This window comes from Paraburkholderia sp. CNPSo 3274, assembly GCF_024206475.1.
Lineage (GTDB): Bacteria > Pseudomonadota > Gammaproteobacteria > Burkholderiales > Burkholderiaceae > Paraburkholderia.
In genome coordinates, this window is sequence record NZ_JAMBPR010000028.1 from 20,893 (window position 1) to 44,348 (window position 23,456).

The window sequence follows — 23,456 nt, forward strand, 5'->3', positions numbered from 1 at the left end:
CGACACTCGCCATGACCGCACGAATCTTGATCGTCGAGGATGACCGGATTGTCGCGCGAGATATCGCGCAACAATTGACCCGCAGCGGCTACCGCGTGATCGGCAGCGCGGTGAGCGGCGAGGAAGCGGTTGCGCTCGTTTCGCAGGCGCAGAACGGCCTCACGCCCGAACTGGTGCTCATGGATGTGCGGCTCGAAGGAAAACTCGACGGCATCGACGCCGCGCACCAGATTCGCGAACTGTGCGACGTGCCGATTGTTTTTCTCACCGCCTATGCCGACGACGAAACCGTTCAGCGCGCCACCAAGGCGGAGCCGTTTGGCTACGTGCTCAAGCCATTTGACGACATTCAGTTGCGCACCGTCGTGGAGATGGCGCTCTATAAGTACCGCGCCGAACGGCGCTTGCGTGAAAGCGAGCAGCGCTACGCCGTCACGCTTTCGAGCATCGGCGACGGTGTGATCGCAACAGACGCTGCGGGGCTCGTGACCTTCGTCAACCCCGCAGGCGAGGCGCTGATTGGGTGGCGTCGCGAAGAGGCCGTCGGGCATCCGCTCGCCCGCATGTTCCGCTTGCTCGACGAACTCACGCGCGCCCCCATTGCGGACCCGATGGCGGCGGTGCTGCGCAATGACCGCGAGAGCGGGCTGCCCGCCCGCGCCATTCTGCTTACGCCCAGCGGCAGCGAAATACCGGTCGAAAGCACCAGCACGCCGATGACCGACGAACGGGGCGAGACCATCGGCGTCGTCATTGTGTTTCGCGACGTGACACAAAAGCGCCGCGCCGAGGAAGCCGAGATTCTGCGCGAGACGAATGCACGGCTCGAAATGGCGATGTACGGGTCGAATGTGGGCGTGTGGGAAATCGATATGCCTGAAGGCGACTACAAGCGGGGCTTTGCGCGCTTTTCGAATATCTACGAATGGCTCGGCTTCGAGACGCCGCAGGCGCGTCTCGACTATGAAGCTTACATGAGCGTTCTGCATCCCGACCATCGCGCGAGCACCGACCGCGCTATGGCGACATTTCTCGCGGACAGTCGCGGCATATTCGAAATCGAAAACCGGCTGCGGCATCGCGACGGTAGTGACCGATGGGTGCTGGTTCGCGGCACGGCGCGGCACGATGCGAGCGGCAAGCCGGTGCGTTTCGTCGGCAGCATCGTGGACATTACACAACTCAAGCAGACCGAGCAGGCGTTGCGCGCCAGCGAAGAGCGCTTTCGAGGCACGTTCGAAAACGCCGCCGTGGGCATCGCGCACTGCGATCTGGACGCCCGCTTCCTGCGCGTCAATCAGCGCACTTGTGAAATCTTCGGCCGTGGGCGGGACGCGCTGCAGCATATGCGGCTGCACGCGCTCATCCACGCGGATTATCGCGAGGCCAGCGAGGAGAAATTCCGCCTTTTGACGGCTGGCAAGATCGCGCATTGCTCGGAAGAAGCGCCCCTCGGGAACGCAGACGATGCACCGATCTGGGTTAGCCTCTCGCTCGCGCTTCAGCACGGCACATCCAGCGAGCCCAGTCACGTTATCGCCATCATCCAGGATATTTCGGCGCGCAAAGCGCTCGAAGAAACGGTGCGTGTCGCAAAGGAAGCGGCTGAATCCGCCAACCGGGCCAAGGACCAGTTCCTTGCGAATATCAGCCACGAGCTGCGCACGCCACTGAACGGCATTCTGGGCTATGCGCAAATGCTGTTGCGCGATTCAGCGCTCGATGCGCGGCAACTGGCCGGCATAGGCGTGATCGAACAGAGCGGTCACCATCTGCTCACGCTCATCAACGACATTCTGGACTTCACCCGTCTTGGCGCAGGCAAGCTGGAGCTCCAGGTAACGGAGGTGTCGCTGGGCGCATTTCTCGAGACGATCGCCGAGATCGTTGGCGTGCGCGCGCAACAGAAGAACCTCGTGCTCAACTATGCGCCGGCGCTGGACCTGCCCGCCGTGGTATGCGTGGACGAACGCCGTCTGCGGCAGGTGCTGCTCAATCTGCTCGCCAACGCGGTCAAATTCACCGATCGCGGGGAAATCCGGCTTTCCGTGAAGCCCGGCGACGCAGACCGGCTGCGGTTCGACGTGCATGATACCGGCGTCGGCATCAGCGCCGATCGGCTGGAAGCGATCTTTCAGCCGTTCGAGCAGGCGGGCGATCATATGCGGCGTACCGGCGGCGCGGGGCTCGGTCTCGCAATCAGCCGGCAGCTCGTGCGCATGATGGGCGGCGAGATCTATGTGAAGAGCACCGTGGGAGAAGGCAGCACGTTCTGGTTCGAACTCGCGGCGCCCGCTTCCGCGCTGGAGGTCGATGCGCGCGCAACGAGCCTCGAAAGAGGCTATCTGGACGGCGCGGGACGACGCATTCTCCTCGTCGACGACGTTGCGACCAACCGGCGCTTGCTCGCCGACGTGCTGGAGCGCACGGGCTTCGAAGTGATCGAAAGCGCGGACGGACGCGACGCGCTCGAAAAAATCGTATCGAACAAACCGGATTTGACGATCCTCGACACGGTCATGCCCGTGATGGGCGGCGTTGAAGTGCTACGCAACCTGCGTAAGTCAGTTGATCTCGCTGCAATGCCCGTTATTGTCGTCTCTGCCGACGCATCCGAACAAAACGCACGCGACAATATCGAGGCTGGCGCAAGTCTCTTCCTCGAGAAACCGATCGATCTCGACCAACTGCTACAGTCGATCGCCGGTTTGCTCGGCATAAAACTTCAGCAAGCGGCGTCGCAATCCGACAAGGCGGGCCAGTTGGAACAACACGGACAGCCTATCGTCGTGCCGCCCCAAAGCGAACTCGCGCAGTTGCATCGCTACGCATTGCTGGGTTCCATGCGCGATATCCACCAGCACGCCGATCACCTCGTGGCATTGAACCAGCGATACGAACCATTCGCCGCGCGTTTGCGGCAGCTCGCGATGACCTATGAATCGCAGGCATTGCTTTCCTTGATTGAACGGTATCTCAACAGCGAAGGGAAAGGACAATGGGAGAAATAAAGCGCGATGACGCTCCCGTGGTGCTTGTCGTCGACGACACCGCGGCGAATCTGGGTCTCGTCGTCGAAACGCTTGAAGCCGAAGGTCTGCGCGCAGCGGTGGCGCGCGACGGCCAGGAGGCGCTGCGCCGCGCCGAGATCGTCAAGCCCGATCTCATCTTGCTCGATGTCATCATGCCGGGGCTCGACGGTTTTCAAACCTGCCGCGCGCTCAAGGAAAATCCGGTAACACGCGATATTCCCGTCATCTTCATGACGTCGCTATCGCAGACCGAAGACAAGATCAACGGATTTCGCGTGGGCGCGATGGACTTCGTCACCAAGCCGTTGCAGATGGAGGAAGTCGCGGTACGCGTGCAGACTCATCTCAAGCTTCGCGCTCTGCAACGCACGCAGCAGGAGCAAAACGTGCGGCTCGAAGAGGAGATCAAGACACGAATTCGCGCGCAGGATGCATTGCTCGAAGTGCTGGGCGCGGTCAAGAACGTCTCGAACGCCATCGCTCATGATCTGCGCACGCCGCTTGCCGAGCTGCGCTCGCGGCTCGAAATCCTGATACTCGGAATGAAAAAGAAAGGCGACGACGAGACATTGAATCAGCTCGAAGTTGCCGTCGCCGACGTCGACCGCGTCATCAGCATCTTCAATGCGTTGCTGCGTCTCGCCGAGATAGACGCCGGCGTGCGCCGCTCGGGGTTTGTCGAAGCGGACCTTACAGCCATCGTTTCCGATGCGGTCGAGTTCTATCAGCCGGTCGCGGAACTGCGTGGCATTACGGTCACGCTCCATTTGCGCAAGCAAGGCAAGCTGATGGCCGTCGTCGATCCGCTGTTGATGGCGCAAGCGATCGGGAATCTCATCGATAACGCCCTCAAGTTCGCGCAGGAAAGCGGCGAGGTAGCGGTTTCACTCGGCGAATCTTCGGACTCGATCGAGATTACGGTTGCCGACGACGGCCCCGGAATTCCCGTCGCCGAGCGATCCAAAGTCACCGAACGCTTCTATCGCGGCGACCGCAGCAGAGGTACGCCAGGCGTCGGGTTGGGGCTCGCGCTCGTCAAGGCCGTCGCTACGCTCCATCAAGGCGCGCTGGTGTTCGCCGACAACGACCCGGGCCTTGCGGCCACCATGACGATTCGAAGAACGGAATGATCCGCTCTTCGCACGACAAGGCCCGGCGTCTCGCTGCGAATCACGCCAGATCGAACCTGTCGAGGTTCATGACCTTCACCCACGCGGACACAAAATCGCGCACGAACTTTTCCTGCGCGTCATCGCTTGCGTAGACTTCGCATAGCGCACGCAATTGCGCGTTCGAACCGAAGACGAGATCGACGCGTGTGCCGGTCCATTTCAGCTCGCCCGTCTTGCGATCACGCCCTTCGAAGACATCCCGCGCGGGCGAACGTGGGGCCCATTCCGTACTCATGTCGAGCAGATTGCGGAAGAAGTCGTGCGTCAGCGTCTGCGGTCTTAGGGTGAACACACCGTGAGCCGCCTCTGCCGAATGCACGTTCAGCACACGCAGGCCGCCAATCAGCACGGTCATCTCCGGCGCGCTCAACGTGAGCGATTGCGCCTTGTCGATCAGCAGGTGCTCGGCCGGCACGCCGCACGTTCCCTTCAGGAAGTTGCGGAACCCGTCGGCAAACGGTTCCAGCGCTCCGAACGCGTGCGCATCGGTTTGTTCCTGCGAGGCGTCCATGCGGCCCGGCGCGAACGGCACGGTGACATTGTGACCCGCGTCTTGCGCCGCCCTTTCTATGCCCGCGCCGCCCGCCAGCACGATCAGGTCCGCCAACGATATTTTCTTGCCACCGCGCTGCATATCGTTGAACGCGCGCTGGATGGCTTCGAGCGATTCCAGCACTTGCGCCAGCTGTGCGGGTTGATTCGCGGCCCAGTCCTTTTGCGGCGTGAGACGTATACGCGCGCCATTGGCGCCACCGCGCTTGTCCGAGCCACGAAATACCGACGCTGACGCCCAGGCCGTCGAAACCAGTTGTGAAACAGAAAGTCCCGAGTCCGCTATCTTTTGCTTGAGCACGACGACGTCGCTTTCGTCGACGAGTTCGTGATCGGCGGCCGGAATCGGGTCCTGCCAGATCAGTTCTTCGGTCGGCACTTCCGGTCCGAGATAGCGCGCACGCGGCCCCATATCGCGATGAGTGAGCTTGAACCAGGCCCGCGCGAACGCATCAGCGAATTGATCGGGGTTCTCCATGAAGTGACGCGAAATTTTTTCGTACGCCGGATCGAAACGCAGCGAGAGGTCCGTCGTGAGCAAGGTCGGCAACAGCTTCTTCGATGGGTCATGCGCATGTGGAATCGTTGCGCTCGCATTCTTCGCAACCCATTGATGCGCGCCAGCCGGGCTCATCGTCAGTTCCCATTCGAAGCCGAACAGGTTCATGAAGAAGCCCATGCCCCATTGCGTTGGCGTGCCCGTCCACGTGACTTCCAGACCGCTCGTGATCGTATCGGCGGCGTTGCCGGTTCCGAAGCTGTTCTTCCAGCCCAAGCCCTGATTCTCGAGACTCGCGGCCTCCGGTTCGGGACCGACGTGGCTGGCCGGCCCGGCCCCGTGGGTCTTTCCGAACGAGTGGCCGCCTGCGATCAGCGCGACTGTTTCCTCGTCGTTCATCGCCATGCGCGCAAACGTTTCGCGTACATCGTGCGCCGCGGACACCGGGTCGGGGTTGCCTTCCGGTCCCTCGGGGTTCACATAGATCAGACCCATCTGCACGGCTGCAAGCGGCTCTTCCAGATGCCGCCCGCTCGCCGCGCGGGCCGCTTCCTCGCCGTGGATCGACGCATCGGCCACGACGACGCCGTCTTTGCTGTCGTCCCGAAGGGCGGCGCCCTTACCGTAGCGCAGGTCCCCACCGAGCCACGTCTTTTCACTTCCCCAATAAACGTCCTCGTCGGGCTCCCACGTATCCTCGCGGCCGGCGCCATAGCCGAAAGTCTTGAAGCCCATGGTTTCGAGCGCGACGTTGCCGGTCAGGATCAGTAGATCGGCCCAGGAAATGTTCTGGCCATATTTCTGCTTGACCGGCCAAAGCAGACGTCGCGCCTTGTCGAGGTTCGCGTTGTCCGGCCAGCTATTGAGCGGAGCGAAACGCTGTTGGCCGCGCCCCGCGCCGCCGCGCCCGTCACCCACGCGGTATGTGCCGGCGCCGTGCCACGCCATGCGCATGAAGAACGGACCGTAGTGACCGAAATCGGCGGGCCACCAGTCCTGCGAATCGGTCATGAGCGCAGCGAGGTCTCTTTTCAGCGCAGCGAAGTCGAGTTTCCCGAAGGCCGCGGCGTAATTGAAATCGGGTCCCAATGGGTTCGACCTGCTCGAGTGTTGGCTCAGTAGATCCAGCCGGAGCCGTTGCGGCCACCATTCGAGATTGTTTGTCCCGTCTCCCGCCGCATGGCTGAACGGACACGTTTCATCGGTTGACATGCGCTACCTCCTTGCGGGTATCGATCGATGCGCCGATTTTCCGGCGACATAGCCTATTTGCTGCGAATCGCTTCGACGAGACATCGCCATTGTCCCGACTCCTTCGGGTCGCTCTCGTGCCTGCATTGACAGGCGCCGACGCTCTGTAATCGCCCGTGGGCTCGCTCATCCGTTGCAGATTCGGCGTCTTTCCTGGCCGTGGAACACGCCTCGATCCGGCTCGCACCGAGCGCCTCATAGCTCTTCACGGAATAAGCTCGAACCGGTGCTGCGGCGCATGCAAGCGTCACGCTCACGGCCACAACGGAACATCGCAACTTCATGTCGGCTCTCCAGTCTGAGATTCCGGAAAGTGTGGGCTGTCCCGTGGAATCTAAAGCAGTTGGCGCAATACCCCTTGCGCACAGTTCGAATCGGCAAGTCATGCAGATCGATAACATCGCCACGCCCGCTCAACGGCGAAACGCGGATCGGACTAGACTGCGGGAATGGACCATGAACCACAGGAGAGCGTCATGAAGGTCTTGCTTATCGGCGCGAGCGGGCGCACAGGCCGGTCCGTCGCGCATAAACTGCACGCTGCGGCCATGCCTTTTCGTGCACTGATACGCAACGCTGCAAAAGCCGACGAATTCCACCGCCTCGGCGCGGATACGGCGATCGCGGACCTTGCGAGCGACTTCTCGCATGCTTTCGAGGGGATAGACGCCGTTGTCTATGCCGCCGGTTCCGCCGAAACAGAAGGCGCGGATCAAGAGCGCCTGATAGACCGCGACGCGGTCATTCACGCGGCGAACTACGCGAAGCAGCGAGGCGTGGATCGCTTTCTCGTCATCAGCGCATTGCTGGCGTTCGATCCAGAGCGCGCGCCGGATGCGCTGCGCCATTACGCCGAAATGAAGCAGGCGTCCGACAACTACGTGATTGCCAGCGCCCTGAAGTACGTCGTATTGCGACCCGGCCAATTGAGCGTGGAGCCTGGCGTCGGAACGATCCAGATCGTATCGGGCGTGTCGTCTTCGCACGCCCCGGTGGCGCGCGAGGACGTTGCCGAGGTCGTCATCGAAGCGCTCAAAGCGGGCCTGTCGCGCAAGGTCATCGGCTTCGCGGGCGGCAAGGATCCTATCGCCGTCGCACTCGCCACTGTTTGACGCCTCTAGTGCAAAAGCGAAATAACTCCTCGTTTTCCGGAAGCAGCGATAGGCGATCCTAAGTAACAATGAGACTTCGTCGATGTCCCCTCAGCGCCCAACACCGGGCAAGGAGAAAGTCATGAAGATTCTGGTAGTCCTGACGTCACACGACCAACTGGGCAATACGGGCCGCAAGACGGGCTTCTGGCTGGAGGAACTGGCCGCGCCCTACTACGTGTTCAAGGACGCGAACGTGGAAATGACGCTGGCGTCGCCCAAAGGCGGCGCGGCGCCGCTCGATCCAAAGAGCAACGAACCGGCGAACCAGACCGACATGACTCGCCGCTTCGAGGCCGACGCCAGTGCGAAAGCGGCGCTCGCAAGCACCGCGAAACTCAAGGATATTGCCCACGACGCGTTCGACGCCGTTTTTTACCCAGGTGGCCACGGTCCGATGTGGGATCTCGCCGAAGACCCGGATTCGATTTCGCTCATCGAGCGCACGATCGGCGCAGGAAAGCCCGTCGCGCTCGTATGTCATGCGCCCGGTGTGCTGCGTCACGTAAAAGGAGCGGACGGCGAACCGATGGTCAAAGGCAAGCCGGTGACAGGCTTTTCCAATTCCGAGGAAGCCGCGGTCGGCTTGACACATGTCGTGCCATTTCTCGTGGAGGACGAACTCAAGGCAAAAGGCGGCAATTATTCGAGCGTCGCAGACTGGCAGCCATACGTTCTCGAAGCCGGGCTGCTCATCACGGGGCAAAATCCGGCATCTTCGGGGCCAGGCGCTCATGCCTTGCTGAAGAAATTGGACAGCTTGAACAAATAGGCCCAGCAAAACAGACTGGTTCGAAAAGCCCACGGCCGCCTGGCGAAGCCGAGGGCGATTCGAACCAGACGATCGATGCCAGCACGATGCGCGCGGGCCAGCACGGCGCACCGGCTCATCGTGAGGCTACGTGGAAATCCAGCGCCTTGTTTCGGCCCGCGGCACGTATGCCTCAATTACCTTCCTCGTGCAAACTGAGCTTGCTCGTGACTCCCGTGACCCCCGAAACCTGACGCGCTGCATCGATCGCGGTTCGCTCCTGGGTCGGATCGTTGATCAGCCCGACGAGAACCACCCGGCCCGTTCCTGCATTGGCAAAAACGACGATGTCAGCTTCGCCAAGGGCGCGGTCCTTATAGATGGCGCGCTGAACGGTGCGTGCGAACTGACGATTCGCCTCACGTGCGGATGATTTGCTTGACGCCTTCTGAACAGCATCGCCATTTGCCTCGGCTCCCACCATACCCGACGACTCGACCGTGTTCTGCGCAAAAACCAGCGACGAAAACAGCAGTGCAAGACACCCCGTCATTACCTTTTGAATCTTCATCGTGGCACCTCCATGGTTTGGCGAAACGAAATCCAGATGAATCCGCGTTGATACTACGCCGCACGCCATCGAGGTTCTTTCGAAAACATACGATGAATTTCGGGGATGAACGGTAATTTGCCGAATTTCCCTTTTCGCACGCTTTGCGCAGACACACTGAGAGCGGCGCAGTTTCGAAGAAGCGCATAATCTGCGAGCAGACATTACCATCCAGCGGTTGGTCGATCGGGAGAGCCAGATGGACACCAAGCCGAATACCGCGCGCTCAGAGACACGTTCGCTCGTCATCATCGTGCTTGCCGTTGTGGTGATCGTCATAGCGTTTTGCTTCACCGCGGGCTGGCTTTCTCCCGGCCGGCTGACGCCCGCGAAACTCATCGACGCGCTCGCGCCGCCCGGCGGACCTGCGCCCGGATTCCGGCGAAATCACGCCAAGGGGATTTGCTTCACAGGTGTTTTCGAATCCAGTGGCGCGGCGGCATCCCTTTCGAAGGCGCCAATGTTCGTTTCCGGCACCTATCCCGTGACCGGGCGCTTCAATCTCGGCTCCCCCGATCCCAAGGCGGCGGATGCGGCGGTTCGCGTGCGCGGACTCGGCCTGCGCGTCGTCACACCTGACGGCAGCGAGTGGCGCTCGGCGATGATCGATGCCCCATTCTTCGCCGTGTCGACGCCCGAGGCGTTCTACGCGCTGCTGCAGGCGTTGGGGCGCAAGGACGACCCTGACGCGATGAAGCAGTTCATTGCGGCTCACCCGGAGTTCGCCGCTTTCGGTGCGTGGGTCACGAAAACGCCGATGACGTCCTCCTTTGCCGAAGAGCAGTTCAACAGCCTCGACAGCTTTGTTTTTACCAATACGGCGGGGCAGGACAGCACGGTGCGGTGGTCCTTCGTGCCTTCTGCGAAGCCTGAATTGCTCTCTGCCGAACAGTTGAAACAGCGGGGGCCCAATTTTCTCGACGCGGATATCGTCCAGCGCGTAGCCGACGCGCCGCAACGATGGACGATGATTGTCACCGTCGCCAATCCCGGCGACCCGAGCGCCGACCCGAGCAAGGCATGGCCCGACGATCGCCGCAAGATTTCAGCCGGCACACTGGTCGTGCAGGCGATCGAGCCGGAAGCCGATGGCCCGTGCCGTGATCTCAACTTCGACCCTACGGTGCTTCCGCCCGGCATGCATGTTTCAGACGATCCGTTCCCTGCGGCACGCTCAGCCGCTTATTCCGTGTCGTTCAACAGAAGGACCGCTGAAGCCAGCGATTATCCCCATACCGCCGCGGCAGGAGTTGCGCAATGAACCCGACCGGCCAACGCTTCTCGCCGCTACAGCGCCTTCTCCACTGGCTCATGGCGCTTGCCATTCTCACCATGCTGTTCATCGGCGTGGGTATGGTGTCCACCATTCGCCCCGCTCATCTCACGCTGCTTTCCATACACAAGCCGCTCGGCATATTGATTCTCGTGCTCGCATTGATTCGGCTCGCGGTAAGACTTGTAAAAGGCGCGCCGCCGTTGCCCGCCGAAATGCCGCCTGTCATGAAGCTCGCCGCGCATCTCTCGCATCTTGCCTTCTATCTTCTGATGATCGCGTTGCCGCTGCTTGGCTGGAGCATGCTCTCGGCCGGAGACTATCCGGTGGTGGTTGCCGGCGTGCGCTTGCCCGCCATCGCGCCGCACAGCGACGCATTGCACACGTTATTCTGGAATTCGCACAAACTCCTCGCGCTACTTTTCTTTTTCCTTATCGTCGCTCATCTCGCTGCCGCGCTTTTGCACGCGCTGATCCGGCGCGACGGTGTCTTTGAAGCCATGGCGCCGTGGGGTGATACCGTTTCTGGCATGCCAGCCGATAATGGCCTCGTTGCTGGCAAGACCCCCGGCCGCAACTAGTTCACAGCGGCATACCGACACGCCCGGGGCATCACTGCGCTCCGTAATCGACGCCAGGCAATTCGAACTCGAATACGGCACCCGTCGGCACGTTCGCATGAACCTGGAACGTGCCTCCGTGCGCCTCGACGATGGATCGGCAGATCGACAGGCCCATCCCCATGCCGGAAGCCTTCGTGGTGAAGAACGGTTCGAACAGACGTTCGGCATCAGCTTCGCTGATGCCCGGTCCCGTATCGCTTACCGATATCCGTACGGCGTTTGCGTCGTCGACGCGCGTTGCGATCGTCAGTTGCCGCATGCTGTCGACGCAATCGCTCATTGCCTCGACCGCGTTGATGACCAGGTTCATGACGACCTGTTGAAACTGGACGCGGTCACCCTCCACCACCGGCAAATCCGCATCCAGGTGTTCGCGCAACGAAACATGGTGTTTCGACGCCTCGCCGCGCGTTAGCACGATGACCTCGCGAATCGCATCGTTGACCAGAAATAGCTCCTGCTTCGCCAGTTGCTTTTTGACGAGCGCTCTTATCCGTCGAATCACGTCATTTGCGCGCGTGCCGTTCTTTACGACGCGCGCGATAGCCGCGCGCACCTCACCCAGATTGGGCGGGCTTGCGTCCAGCCAGTGCGTGGCGGCTTGGGCATTGAACACCGCCGACGCGATAGGCTGCGTGATCTCATGACTGATCGAAGCGGTGAGATGCCCCAGAGAAGCAACACGGTTCGCATGGGTCAGTTCCATTTCGATTTCGTGGGAGCGCTGCTCATGGCTCCTTGCGTCCGCCTCGGCGCGTTTTCGCTCCGTGAGGTCGACGACGAACGCCACCACCTGCTCTGGTGAACTGCTAAACAACGCTGCACCCAGCAGCACTGCGACGCGGCTTCCGTCGGCGCGGATATACTCCTTTTCAATCGGCGGCAACACACCCTTCTTTCTCAATTCGGCAATGGCCACCAGATCCTGCTCGTGCCACTCGTCGGGGGTAATCCGCGTGCAGTCTACGAGACCGGCGGCAAGATCGTCCTTGCTGTAACCGATCATGCGCAGAAACGCGTCGTTCGCTTCGTAAATCGGGCCGACGAAATCCCAGATGAAGACGCCCACGATATTCGCATCGACAAGACGACGAATTCTCGCCTCGCGTTCCGCGAGATCGCGATACAGGCGGGAATTCTCGAACGAAATCGCAGCCTGGGAAGCCAGGAGCTTCAGCACAGCCACCCGGCTCGCGGTAAACACGCTGGGGGCGAGATTGTTTTCAAGGTAGAGCAAGGCAATCGGTTTGCCTTGGTGCAGCAAAGGCATGCACGCAACCGAGTGCGTATGGCGTTCCAGAAAATATCGATCCGATGAAAAGTCGTGGCGGGCGCTCGCGTCGTGAATGATGACGTTATCGCGCGTCCTGGTCACATATTGAAATATCGATACGGGCAAGCTCCCGCTCTCCACGGTCGATTTATCCAGACTGACCGCGATCACCCCGTCGCCTGTCGTTGCTTCGGCTTCGATGTGAAAAGCGGCGTCGCTTACGACGATCAACAGTCCGCGGTCTGCGCCCGCATGCTCGACGGCGGTGCGCATCACCGTCTGAATCAGATTGTCGAGCACGATCTCGCTCGAAATAGCTTTCGAGACCCTGATCACCGTGGCGAGATCGAGATGCTCGACAGACGCTTCCATGCTGCTGACCACGGAATAAGCCTGATTGGGTTGCTCGATTTGCGGATTCAAAGCGTCGAGTTGCCGAACCTTGCCTTTCGCGCCCCATCGCGCGAACGCTTGCCGCGCATTCCTGAGGTACATATCGGCAATTTCCGCAAGCCCGCGCGCGGCGTAGAAGCGCGCGGCCGCCTGACACGCCACCGCTTCGTTATGGACGAAGCCGTTCTCGCGCGCAGAGCGGATCGCGAGATCGTATAGCTGCTCCGCTTGCGCAATGTCAGCACGAATGCGCGCCATTTCCGCACCCGCAAGCGCCGCGCGGTTCACGAAATTCTGCGGGCAATGCAAGGCCCATTTCTCGAGATGTGCCAAATGAATACGGATCGAATCGACATGCGCCTGCCGGTCCGACGTGCCCGCTTCGTTCCAGCAGGCCGCATGACTGAGCGCGCCGTAGAAGTGAAACTCTGCCGTTTCGAACTGCGAGGTCGCGACCCACAACACTTTTTCGGCGTTGTGTTCCGCATCGAGCGCCTCGACAAATTCGTCGGCGATATATCTCGCCTGCAATTTGCGCGTCCAGTAGTCGAACGCAGGGAGCGCCAAGGTCGGGGAACTGTGCAAATGGTTTTCGAATTCCGCCTCGTCGAATTGCGCGTCATCGAACGAGCCAAGGCGTTCAGTCTCCCCACGCAGTGTTCTGACGAGACCCCGATACGTTACGAGCATGTCAGTGACGAGCTGAAACCGGACGCGTTCGGAAATCGCCACCGCTCTGTCGACTTCGCCCTGCACGTCTTCGAGATTGTCCCCGACCGAAACGAGATTTTGCGTCAGATCGCAAAGGATATACAGCGTATAAGTCAGGTCTCCGCTTTCGTTCGCCATCTCGAGCGCCCGGCGTATCGGCTCGCGTCCTTCGAGGACGTGACGCGCCCAGGGCACCACGATATTGCCGAACGAGGTATAGGTTCGGGCTCTGTACTTCGTGAGGTGCTTCTTCTCCACCAGATCGAGGCCGAGACGACCAAAGCGATAGCCGGCCTCGTATTGATCGAAAACCGGCCCGGCATACGTCGCGAGCCACACGTATGCATAGCAGGACGCGTCGCTATTGCCGTATTCCAGGCTCAGGTTGACCATCCGGCACAGTACCAGCGCGCAGAGATGCTGATCGGTGAAGAACGCCGGTGTCACGATTTCCGTCAACACGTCGAGCGTATCCTGCACTTCGGGATCGTCGAGCAATGGCAAATCGATCAGGTCCTCGATCTCTCGCTCGCCGAGCAGCACGGCGATACGCTCGAATTCGCGCCGGACCGCCCTTTCGTCCGGGTGGGGCGACCAGTCCGTTCCGCCTTCGCGCAGATATTGCATGCAGATTTCAACGCCTCGCGCGCTCTGGTCCAGCGTCGTATAGAGCGTGATGCGCAACCGCGTCACCATCGCAGCGTGATGCCTGGTTCTCGCACGCTGCACGAGTTCCGAGAGCCGCCCTTGCGCCGAATGCATTCTCGTGCTCAGCAGTTCGCACTCTGCGAGCAGATATTCAATGGAGAAAAGCAGATCGTAGTTAGCGATCCAGTCGGAGTCCGTCAACAGCGAACGGCCGACGCAAAGATAGGCAAGCGCGGAATCAAACGCCGTCGCGGCCTTTGCGCGTTGCGCCGCCACGAGATTGAGTTGCGCCACCTGCTCGTGTTCCGCGCGTCCCTTGAGTTGCCGCGTTGCGCGATTGAACTGGCTGACGATTTCAAAAACCGCGTCTTCGCGATTGGCGAGCGGCGTATTGTCGAGCAGTCGCCTGCCTATGCGCAAATGCATCGACGTTCGCGCCGATTCGGCAATGAGCGTGTACGCGGCTTCCTGCACTCTATCGTGAAGAAAGCGATATGCTCCACCGGCGCAAAGTACCAGTCCAGCCTGCACTGCAGGCGAAAGCGCTTCGTGTATTGCCTCTTCCGGCAACTCGCAAATCGTCTCGAGGAGCGCGACGTTAGCGGCATTGCCGATACAGGCAAACTGCTTCAGGACGATCTGCGTACGCTCGGGCAGCCGGCCCAACTTGTCCAGCATGAGCGCGACGACGTTCTCCGTATAGCCTTTGGCATGAATTTGCTGGAGATCCCATGACCATCGGCTGGCGACGTGATCGAACGTCAGCAAGCCCTCATCCGCAAGCGCCGAAAGAAACTGGAGCGTGAAAAAAGGATTGCCGCCGGTCTTTTTGTGCAGCAAACGGGCCAGCGGCACGGCGCGTGTGGTGGGGCAATGCAACGCATCGCACACGAGTTGTTCGAGGTGCAGATTCGCGAGCGGTGCGAGCACGATGTCACGGACAGGCGCGCCCGAAGCGCGGATGGCGTCCATTTTTTGCGTGAGCGGATGCTCCGCACCCACCTCATTGTTCCGGTATGCGCCCACGACCAGCAGATGCTCAGTGTCGCCTTGAACGACCAGGTCTTCGAGGAAATCGAGTGTCGCAATGTCCAACCATTGCAGATCGTCGATAAAAATCGTAAGTGGGTGCTCGGGGCGAGCGAACACGGAAATGAAGCGGCGAAAGACGAGATGGAAGCGCCTTCGCGCATCCTGGGCAGCCAGAAGCGGCACGGGCAATTGCTCGCCGATAATCATGGCCAGTTCAGGCACCAGATCGACGATCAATTGGCCATTGGGGCCCAATGCGCGTCGAAAATCGTCGCGCCACACCGCGAGCTCGTTTTCACTTTTGCCCAACAGCAATCGAACGCCCGAGCGAAACGCCATGGCGAGCGACGCGTAGGGAATATCACGAGCAAACTGGTCGAACTTTCCGGCGAGGAAAAGTCCTCGTCTGGGCACGAGCGCCTTGTGCAATTCGTTGACGACCGCAGATTTCCCTACGCCCGAGTAACCAGCGACGAGCACGAGTTCGCTGCGTCCTTCCTTCGACACACGCTCGAAGGCAGCAAGGAGCGCGGCGACCTCGGCACTACGGCCATAGAGCGTTTCCGGTATCAGTAGTTGATCGGGCATATCGAATTGCGCAAGCGCGAAGCTCGCAATATGCCCGTGCGTTTCCCAATGAGCGAGGCAACGCCGCAGATCGTGGACAATGCCGACCGCTGTTTGATATCGATCTTCGGCTGTCTTGGCCAGCAGCTTCATGACGATTGCCGAAATCGGCTGCGCGAGCGACGGCACGAGTTCGGCCGGCGAAGGAGGCTGCCGCGCGATATGGCAATGCACGAGTTCCATCGGATCGGTTGCACTAAACGGCAACTGCCCCGTCAACAACCAGTAGAAGACCACGCCCAGCGCATACAGATCGCTGCGCGAATCGATCGATCGGTTCATACGCCCTGTCTGCTCGGGCGCCATAAAAGCCAGCGTTCCCGCGATGAATTCCGGAGGCACCGGCAACTGGCGTTCGCGCTGAACCATTGAAGCGATGCCAAAGCCCGTGAAACGCACCGCTCCGTTTGCTTTGTTCAGCAAAATATGTCGTGGATTGATATCGCGGTGGACGATCCCCCTTGCATGCACTTTTCCCAATGCATTAGCAATCGTCACGGCAAGGCGCAGAAATTCGACTGGAGTCGCGGGAACTGGAAGCGTTTCGAGCGGTTCGTCGCCAGCGTCTTCGAGCACCAGCATTGTCTGCCCCTGCTCGTCCAGCAGTTGCAGAGGGCGCGCCGCGGCGGGGCAGTCGAGCTTGTCGGCAAGCGCGTATTCGTGCGCGAGGCGACTGACTACCTCACGGTCTGGCTGATTACGCGCCGGGCACACGATCAGCACGGGTTCGCGCGTGTCATCATCCATTCGCCGTTTGCCGCGGCAGACGACATAGGCGTCATCATCCCACGCGGTTTGAAGCGATTCGACAGACTTAGCGCCGGGCCAAGGGGCCAATCGCATCGGCTGATCCTCCCAGGAAGCCGGCGAGATGCATCGGCAATTCAAATAACCTCGCCTTGCCGCAGTAACTCGATGCCCTGCTTTAGTCTATGCCAATAGCATATGTCGTGACTACTTCGGCAGCAAACGAGGCGCAATCGGCATCGGGGTTGTGCCTCTGGAGAAGTCCGCAAGGAAAAGACCAAACGGCCGGCGGCACCCAGCATTCACCGTGGAAATGGGGGCGCCAAGCATGAGGACATCGAGGAGAAAGGCGACTGAAGGCACGTGCTATCAGTAGGACAAGTCCAAGGCTACCGCGTGTTATACACGACAACCTGATGCCGTGCTTTTCAGGCGCTCCGGTTCGGGATTGCGGAAATGGCGCGAGCGCATGGACGAATGACGCCGCGTTGGCTATTGCCTGCTATTGCGCCGAACCTTTCGCTGTTTGCTGCCGGAGCTTTTCCACTTCGCGTGTGGAGACGGGCGGCGCCCCGTTATTCCAGCCGCTGCGTATAAACGTCAGAACATTGGCAATCTGCTCGTCGTCGAGGACGTCCGCGAATTTTGGCATCGGGTATGGCGCCGGTACACCGCCGATGATGATGTCGTCCGTTCCATTCAAGGTCACGTTGATCAGAGAAAGCGGTCGTTCTTCCAGTACGTTCGGGTTGCCGGCAAGCGGCGCCAGCAGCGGCGGGAACCCTCTTCCGTCCGGGCCGTGACAATGCATGCAGAAAGCCGTATAAACGCGCGCGCCGGCGTCGTTCGCCGGGTGCCCGAGCGACACCTTCGTCGCTCGGGCGTCGTAGGCATAGGCAGGACCGCCCGATCCGCCCGCAACGGGCAGCGATTTCAGGTAGTGCGAAATCGCCGCGAGGTCTGCATCGGACATGGCCTGACTGCTATGGTTGATCACGCTTGTCATCGAACCGAATGCGGCAGCGTGCAGATTCGCCCCCGTTTTCAGGAACTGCTCGATATCCGCTTCCGACCAGCGACCCAACCCCGCATTGTGGTCCCCGGTGAGACTCGACGCGAACCAGTTATCCACGGGCGCGCCCGTCAAATAGACGCTGCCGCTCTCGTCGAGCGCCTTTTCCTGAAACCCGACGCCGCGTGGCGTGTGGCACGACCCGCAGTGCCCGAGCCCTTGAACCAGATAGGCCCCGCGATTCCAGGCGACGTCTTTGCCCGCCTTGTCTTCATACGCGCCCCTGTGCAGGAACACCATATTCCAGAACATGAGCGGCCATCTCATGTTCAGCGGCCATTTGATATCGGACTCGCGATTCGCCTGCTTCACGGGTACAACGCCTTTCATGAAGTAGGTATAGAGCGCGTGCACATCACTATCGCTGACCTTCGCATAGGATGGGTAAGGCATGGCAGGATACAGATTGCGGCCGTCTCTGGCCACGCCTTCGCGCAGGGCGCGCGCGAAGTCCGCCTCGCTGTAGCGGCCAATGCCGGTGTCGGGATCGGGCGTGATGTTCGTCGAATAGATGGCGCCCATCGGCGTCATCATTTTCAGTCCGCCCACGAACGGCTTGCCATTTTGCGTCAAGTGGCAGGCAACGCAATCGCCCACCTTCGCGAGATATTCGCCACGCCTTATCAGCGCTGCGTCATCCGCGCAAGCCAGGCTCGAAACCATCAACAAGGCAAGTTCGCAACTGAGGACGAATGCCTTCAACGCCGTTCTCATCGTTGGCCTCCGTCTATACGGACTGCAACTGCTTGCCCACCGGCAGATCATGCAAACGCTTGCCGGTTGCCGCATAAATTGCATTAGCGATAGCGGGCATTGCCGCCGACGTTCCGGGCTCGCCGATTCCGCCAGGCGCTTCGCCGCTTTTGACGATATGCACGAGAATTTCTGGCGCCTCGTGAATGCGCAATATCCGGTAGTCCGTAAAGTTGCTTTGCAGCACGCGTCCGCGTTCGATCGTCACCTCGCTGAAAAGCGCGCCCGTGATCGCGAAGATCACGCCGCCCTGAATCTGCGCCTCCACCGTGTTCGGATTGACGAACATCCCGCAATCCACGGCGCACAGGACACGATTCACGCGCATTCACCCTGCTCGACTGTGACTTCAGCGACCATCGAAAGATAGCTGCCAAAGGCGTGCATGACGGCAACGCCTCGCCCCTGTCCCTTCGGTAATGCGCTTCCCCAACCCGAAAGCTGTGCGGCGATGTTGAGAACGTTCAGCGCGCGCGGCGACTTGCCGAGCAGATCGCGGCGATACTGCACGGGATCGGTTTTGGCCTGTACCGCAAGCTCATCGATAAAGCTTTCGACGACAAACGTACCGCGCGTTGGGCCGACACCTCGCCAGAATGCAGTCGGGACAGCATCCGGCTCGTGGCGCACATAGTCGACAAGCTGATTCGGCAAGTCGTAGGGAAGCGCAGCCGCCACTTCCACCGCATCGGGATCGACGCCGTTTTTAATCGTCGAAGGCGCGAATCGCGAAAGGATCGACGATCCGGCAATGCGATGCTGCCACGCAACCGGTTTGCCGTGCTCGTCGAGACCCGCCGAAATGCGGTCGTAATAGTAAGGGCGGTACATGTCGTGCTGGATGTCCTCCTCGCGCGTCCACGTCACCTTGACGGGCGCGTCCACTTGCTTCGCGACTTTCACCGCCTGTGTGACGCCATCTACCTCGAGTCGCCGCCCGAATCCGCCGCCGAGCAGGAAGTTGTGCACCACGACGTTATCCGCCGGCAGTCCGGTGATTTTCGCGCCCGCGTCGCGCGCGCGTGTCGGGACCTGCGTACCGACCCAGATATCGCAGCTATCCTGCTGCACATGCACCGTGCAATTCATTGGCTCCATCGTTGCGTGCGCAAGGAACGGTTGTCGATAGACCGCATCCACACGCGTTTTCGCGCCTGCGAATGCGCGGGTCACATCCCCTTCCTTACGCGCAACCGCACCTTCGCCCTGTGAAGCCCGCTCCAGATCGTCGACGATCGTCTTGATCGATACGGACGCGCCCGACCCTTCGTCCCAACTGATCTTCAACGCCGCCGCGCCGCGTTTCGCTGCCCAGGTATGGTCGCCGACCACGGCAACGCCATTGTCGATCTTTACGATCTGACGCACGCCGGGGATCTTCCTGGCGGCGCTATCGTCCACCGCTGCGAGTTTTCCGCCGAACACCGGGCAGTTGACGATCACCGCGTACACCATGCCGGGCAGCCGCACATCCAGCCCGAACATCGCACTGCCGTCCACCTTTTCGGGCGAGTCGAGCCGTCGCGCCGTCGTGCCAATGAGCTTGAAGTCTTTCGGGTCCTTCAGCGTGACGTCGCCCGGAACCGGCAGCTTAGCGGCGGCCTCCGTAAGTTGGCCATATGCGAGCGTGCGATTCGTGGCGGCGTGAATGACCCGGCCGTTCTGCGCGTGGCACGTCGCGGGGTCGACCTGCCACTGCTGCGCGGCGGCATTGACAAGCAACGCCCGTGCCGTGGCCCCCGCGCGTCGCATCGGCTCCCAGGCGTAGCGAATCGACGTCGAACCGCCCGTCAACTGGCCGCCTAGCAATGGATCGAAGAACAGCTTCTCATTCGGTGGCGCGTGGTCGATCGTAACGCTGTCGAGTGGGACTTCCAGTTCTTCGGCGATCAGCATCGGGATCGAGGTGTACACGCCCTGTCCCATTTCGACCTTCGGGATAATGAGCGTCACCTTGCCCGACGTGTCGATCTGCACGAACGCGTTCGGCGCCAGCACACCGCTCTGCGCAGCCTCGACGCCGTCGCCGCCAATCACCGTCTTGCGTACGTCGCCCTCGCTGCGCGCGGGCAAACTGAACCCGAGAATCAGCCCGCCACTGCCCAGCACCGCCACGCTCGCACTGAACTTCAGAAAAGCCCTGCGTGTGAGGCCGGATAGCGCTTCGTCTCGCGGTTCACCATTTTGCGCATCAAGGAGTCCCTGCGACACGTCACGCCTCCTTGACCGCCTGTTTGATGGCCGCGCGAATGCGGTTATACGTGCCACAACGGCAGATATTGCCCGCCATCGCAGCATCGATATCGGCGTCGCTCGGGTTGGCGTTCTGCGCGATCAGCGACGCCGCCTGCATGACCTGCCCAGACTGGCAATATCCGCACTGAACCACGTCGAGCTGGCGCCACGCGGCCTGAATCCGTCTTCCCGCTGGCGTATCGCCCACCGCCTCGATGGTCGTGATCTTGCGCTCGCCCACGGCCCCGACCGGATAGACGCACGAGCGGACCGCGATGCCGTCAACATGGACGGTGCATGCGCCACACTGCGCAATTCCGCAGCCAAACTTGGTGCCCGTGAGCCCGACGAGGTCACGCAACACCCACAGCACAGGCATGTCGGGCGGCGCGTCCACAGTATGCTGCTGACCGTTGACTTCAAGCGTTACCATCGAGACTCCTGATCAACGCGTTTCGGCGAGTTATATGCGCGGCACTTAGCCCTGCTTCATGACCATCAAACGCAGTTCCGTCATATCCTCGATCGCGTACCGCACACCCTCGCGCCCGATGCCCGAATCTTTCACGCCGCCATACGGCATGTTGTCGACGCGGAAGGACGAAATGTCGTTGATGACCACGCCCCCCACGTCCAGTTCATCCCACGCGCGGTGCGCGTGCGAGAGCGAATCGGTAAAGACGCCTGCCTGCAGGCCGAAATCACTGTCGTTGACCGTGACGAGTGCTTTTTCAAAATCGTCGAATTTCTCGAGAATGGCGACTGGCCCGAACGCTTCCTTCCGATAAAGATCGGTATCGCATCCGACGTTCTCGACGAGTGTCGCCTCGAACATCGCGCCTTCCACCTTCCCACCCGCGATGATGGATGCGCCCGCCGCCACGGCGCTTTCCATCCAGCCCGCGAGCCGACGCGACTCGGACACCGATATCATCGGGCCGACGAAAGTTGCCTCATCCTTGGGGTCTCCCGCCTTGAGCGATTTCGTTTTTGCAATCATCTTCGCGCGCAATGCGTCGTAAAGCGAAGCGTGCACGAGAATCCGCTGCACATGAATGCAGCTTTGACCTGACTGATAAAACGCGCCAAATGCGAGTCGCTCGACGACATAGTCGAGTTTCTCCCGCTGATCGCCATCGACGATCACTGCCGCATTGCCGCCCAATTCCAGCACCACCTTCTTCTTGCCCGCTTTCGCCTTCAAATCCCAACCCACTCCAGGCGAACCCGTGAACGAAAGCAGCTTGAAACGCTCGTCCGTCGTGAAGAGATCCGCGCCGTCGCGATGGGCGGGAAGAATCGAAAACGCGCCCTTGGGCAAATCGGTTTCCGCCATGACCTCGCCGATAATGAGCGCGCCGACAGGCGTGCGGCTCGCGGGCTTCAACACGAACGGCACGCCACAGGCTAGCGCCGGTGCCACCTTGTGGGCGGCGAGGTTTAGCGGAAAGTTGAACGGCGAGACAAACGAGCACGGACCGATGGGAACCCGCTTCACATAGCCCTGGTATCCCTTCGCACGCTGCGAAATCTCGAGATTGATGATTTCGCCGCCGATGCGCACCGACTCCTCTGCCGCGACCTTGAACGTGTCGATCAGCCGGCTTACCTCGCCACGCGAATCCTTGATCGGTTTTCCTGCCTCGATACAGAGCGCCACCGCCATTTCTTCTGCACGCTCGCGAAAACGCGCAACGCAGTGCTCGAGCACGGCTTGACGTTTATAGGGTGGAAACGTGCGCATCTCGGGCATTGCCGCTTCGGCGAAGCCAATAGCCTTGTGGATCGTTTTTGCGTCGGCCAGCGCGACGCGCGTGGCGACTTCGCCGCTGAACTTGTCCGTCACCTCCAGTTCGGTATTGGCGGCGACTGCCTCGTTCGCGAGGTAGTACGGGTAGCTCTCCTGCAACATGACGCGCTCTCCTTCTTTCAAGGCCCGCATGCGGCCGCGACCGGCAACGCAATTGATTCAAGACGGCCGAATCCAGAATAACCACCGACCGCATGAGCGTCTTCTTCGAAGACACGCAATTTGTCCACTCTCCACGAGGACGGGACGCGATGCATGCGCCGCCATGCTCGCGTCATCCTGCCTGCTTGGCCGCGCTGAGCGTAACGGTGCATGTCATGCCCATCGCGAGATGGACGTTGCGCGGAACGTTATCCAGATGAATCCGCACGGGCACTCTTTGGGCGAGGCGAATCCAGGTGAACACCGGGTCGACGTTCGCAAGCAGTTCACTCTGCCCCGTGGGATTGTCGCGATCCACTATGCCGCTCGCGATGCTATCGACATGCCCCTCGATATCCACCTTCGCGCCCAGCAACCGGACAATGGCGCGGTCGCCGATCCGAACGCCCTGTATCTTCGTTTCCTCGAAATAGCCGTACACCCAGAACGAATGTGAATCGATCATGGCCATACGCGCGACGCCCGCCGTGGCGAAGTCCCCTGGGAACAGATTCAGGTTCGTGATGTAGCCATCCGTCGGCGCACGCACGCTGCTTCGTTCGAGGTCGAGCCGTGCGGTCTCGAGGCGTACGAGCGCGGCTTTGAGGCTCGCCTCGGCGGCCGCGTGAGCGGCGCGCGCCGCATCGAGCGTGGATTGGGACTGCTGCGACTGCCAGGCGTAGTCCGAACGCATTTCCTCCGACACGACATCGGCAGAAAGCTTCTCGCGCCTTGCCGCCTGATCCTTGCGCATCTTCAGTTCGTACTGGCTCGCATTCGAAAGTGACTCGGACTGAAGCAACTGCGCCTGCGCGCGCGCAACATCCGCATCGGCCTGTTGCAACGCATAGACGAAGCGGTTCGGATCGAGCACGTAAAGCACGTCGCCCTTGTGAACCCATTCGTTGTCCTTGACCCGAACTTCCTTCACGATTCCCGAGACGTCGGTCGAAAGATTGATGACGTTTGCCCGCACGCGGCCATCTCGCGTCCACGGCGAATACATATAGCGATCCCAGATCGCATGCATGAGCACGAGCGCAATCACGACCACGATCAACGTGGTCGCAAAGCGTATGAAGTACGGCTTGTTCATCTAT

The 23,456-nt window shown here is 60.8% G+C and carries 13 protein-coding genes and 1 pseudogene; 6 read left to right on the top strand and 8 right to left on the bottom strand.

All coding sequences use genetic code 11. The features are described 5' to 3' along the window. Positions 1-11: 11 nt before the first annotated feature. Together M3I54_RS20025 and M3I54_RS20030 are read left to right on the top strand one after the other, a co-directional pair. Positions 12-3,011: a PAS domain S-box protein gene (locus M3I54_RS20025; protein WP_254338976.1), complete on the top strand. Its 3,000-nt coding sequence runs from the start codon at positions 12-14 to the stop codon at positions 3,009-3,011. Continuing rightward, a complete protein-coding gene (locus M3I54_RS20030) occupies positions 2,999-4,162 on the top strand; it encodes a hybrid sensor histidine kinase/response regulator (RefSeq protein ID WP_254338984.1) in 1,164 nt (387 codons plus the stop codon). Before M3I54_RS20025 ends, M3I54_RS20030 begins: the two co-directional genes overlap by 13 nt. 40 nt (positions 4,163-4,202) lie before the next feature. Here the strand turns inward: M3I54_RS20030 and katG are convergent, their stop codons facing one another. Beyond that, the gene (katG, locus tag M3I54_RS20035) at positions 4,203-6,467 is read right to left on the bottom strand and encodes a catalase/peroxidase HPI (RefSeq protein WP_254338992.1); all 2,265 of its coding nucleotides are present in this window, start codon (positions 6,465-6,467) and stop codon (positions 4,203-4,205) included. Positions 6,468-6,982: 515 nt separating this feature from the next. Between katG and M3I54_RS20040 the strand changes: the two genes are divergently transcribed. Together M3I54_RS20040 and M3I54_RS20045 are read left to right on the top strand one after the other, a co-directional pair. Further along, positions 6,983-7,618 (top strand): SDR family oxidoreductase, encoded by a 636-nt coding sequence (locus M3I54_RS20040; RefSeq protein ID WP_254338994.1) that lies wholly within the window; start codon positions 6,983-6,985, stop codon positions 7,616-7,618. Between the two features lie 121 nt (positions 7,619-7,739). Continuing rightward, positions 7,740-8,429 carry a type 1 glutamine amidotransferase domain-containing protein gene (locus tag M3I54_RS20045; protein WP_254338996.1) on the top strand — a complete coding sequence of 230 codons (690 nt, stop codon included), beginning with the start codon at positions 7,740-7,742 and terminating at the stop codon, positions 8,427-8,429. Between the two features lie 172 nt (positions 8,430-8,601). On the opposite strand, the gene M3I54_RS20050 is transcribed toward M3I54_RS20045, so the two are convergent. Continuing rightward, positions 8,602-8,979 (bottom strand): BON domain-containing protein, encoded by a 378-nt coding sequence (locus M3I54_RS20050; protein WP_254338998.1) that lies wholly within the window; start codon positions 8,977-8,979, stop codon positions 8,602-8,604. 238 nt (positions 8,980-9,217) lie between these two features. On the opposite strand from M3I54_RS20050, the gene M3I54_RS20055 reads away from it, so the two are divergent. Next, the gene (locus M3I54_RS20055; RefSeq protein WP_254339000.1) at positions 9,218-10,279 is read left to right on the top strand and encodes a catalase family peroxidase; all 1,062 of its coding nucleotides are present in this window, start codon (positions 9,218-9,220) and stop codon (positions 10,277-10,279) included. Further along, positions 10,276-10,872: a cytochrome b gene (locus M3I54_RS20060; RefSeq protein ID WP_254339002.1), complete on the top strand. Its 597-nt coding sequence runs from the start codon at positions 10,276-10,278 to the stop codon at positions 10,870-10,872. The genes M3I54_RS20055 and M3I54_RS20060 overlap by 4 nt, the downstream gene beginning before the upstream one ends. Positions 10,873-10,903: 31 nt before the next feature. On the opposite strand, the gene M3I54_RS20065 is transcribed toward M3I54_RS20060, so the two are convergent. The 6 genes and pseudogenes from M3I54_RS20065 to M3I54_RS20090 all read right to left on the bottom strand — a co-directional run bounded on the left by M3I54_RS20065 (position 10,904) and on the right by M3I54_RS20090 (position 23,452). Continuing rightward, the gene (locus M3I54_RS20065) at positions 10,904-16,441 is read right to left on the bottom strand and encodes a trifunctional serine/threonine-protein kinase/ATP-binding protein/sensor histidine kinase (RefSeq protein WP_302059041.1); all 5,538 of its coding nucleotides are present in this window, start codon (positions 16,439-16,441) and stop codon (positions 10,904-10,906) included. Positions 16,442-16,847: 406 nt separating this feature from the next. Then, positions 16,848-18,131, bottom strand: a complete 1,284-nt coding sequence (locus tag M3I54_RS20070; protein WP_254339007.1) for a cytochrome c — start codon at positions 18,129-18,131, stop codon at positions 16,848-16,850. Between the two features lie 13 nt (positions 18,132-18,144). Beyond that, a pseudogene (locus tag M3I54_RS20075) lies at positions 18,145-20,381 on the bottom strand (molybdopterin cofactor-binding domain-containing protein). 1 nt (position 20,382) lies between these two features. Then, the gene (locus M3I54_RS20080) at positions 20,383-20,838 is read right to left on the bottom strand and encodes a (2Fe-2S)-binding protein (protein WP_254339009.1); all 456 of its coding nucleotides are present in this window, start codon (positions 20,836-20,838) and stop codon (positions 20,383-20,385) included. Positions 20,839-20,883: 45 nt separating this feature from the next. Then, entirely contained in the window at positions 20,884-22,317 is a 1,434-nt protein-coding gene (locus M3I54_RS20085) for an aldehyde dehydrogenase family protein (RefSeq protein ID WP_254339010.1), read from the bottom strand. Between the two features lie 172 nt (positions 22,318-22,489). After that, positions 22,490-23,452 (bottom strand): HlyD family secretion protein, encoded by a 963-nt coding sequence (locus M3I54_RS20090; RefSeq protein WP_254339013.1) that lies wholly within the window; start codon positions 23,450-23,452, stop codon positions 22,490-22,492. Positions 23,453-23,456 lie beyond the last annotated feature (4 nt).

Bases quoted from the DNA above. Each gene is read 5' to 3' on its own strand.
- M3I54_RS20025 (WP_254338976.1), top strand. From the start codon at position 12: ATGACCGCACGAATCTTGATCGTCGAGGATGACCGGATTGTCGCGCGA.
- M3I54_RS20030 (WP_254338984.1), top strand. From the start codon at position 2,999: ATGGGAGAAATAAAGCGCGATGACGCTCCCGTGGTGCTTGTCGTCGAC.
- katG (WP_254338992.1), bottom strand. From the start codon at position 6,467: ATGTCAACCGATGAAACGTGTCCGTTCAGCCATGCGGCGGGAGACGGG.
- M3I54_RS20040 (WP_254338994.1), top strand. From the start codon at position 6,983: ATGAAGGTCTTGCTTATCGGCGCGAGCGGGCGCACAGGCCGGTCCGTC.
- M3I54_RS20045 (WP_254338996.1), top strand. From the start codon at position 7,740: ATGAAGATTCTGGTAGTCCTGACGTCACACGACCAACTGGGCAATACG.
- M3I54_RS20050 (WP_254338998.1), bottom strand. From the start codon at position 8,979: ATGAAGATTCAAAAGGTAATGACGGGGTGTCTTGCACTGCTGTTTTCG.
- M3I54_RS20055 (WP_254339000.1), top strand. From the start codon at position 9,218: ATGGACACCAAGCCGAATACCGCGCGCTCAGAGACACGTTCGCTCGTC.
- M3I54_RS20060 (WP_254339002.1), top strand. From the start codon at position 10,276: ATGAACCCGACCGGCCAACGCTTCTCGCCGCTACAGCGCCTTCTCCAC.
- M3I54_RS20065 (WP_302059041.1), bottom strand. From the start codon at position 16,441: ATGCGATTGGCCCCTTGGCCCGGCGCTAAGTCTGTCGAATCGCTTCAA.
- M3I54_RS20070 (WP_254339007.1), bottom strand. From the start codon at position 18,131: ATGAGAACGGCGTTGAAGGCATTCGTCCTCAGTTGCGAACTTGCCTTG.
- M3I54_RS20080 (WP_254339009.1), bottom strand. From the start codon at position 20,838: ATGGTAACGCTTGAAGTCAACGGTCAGCAGCATACTGTGGACGCGCCG.
- M3I54_RS20085 (WP_254339010.1), bottom strand. From the start codon at position 22,317: ATGTTGCAGGAGAGCTACCCGTACTACCTCGCGAACGAGGCAGTCGCC.
- M3I54_RS20090 (WP_254339013.1), bottom strand. From the start codon at position 23,452: ATGAACAAGCCGTACTTCATACGCTTTGCGACCACGTTGATCGTGGTC.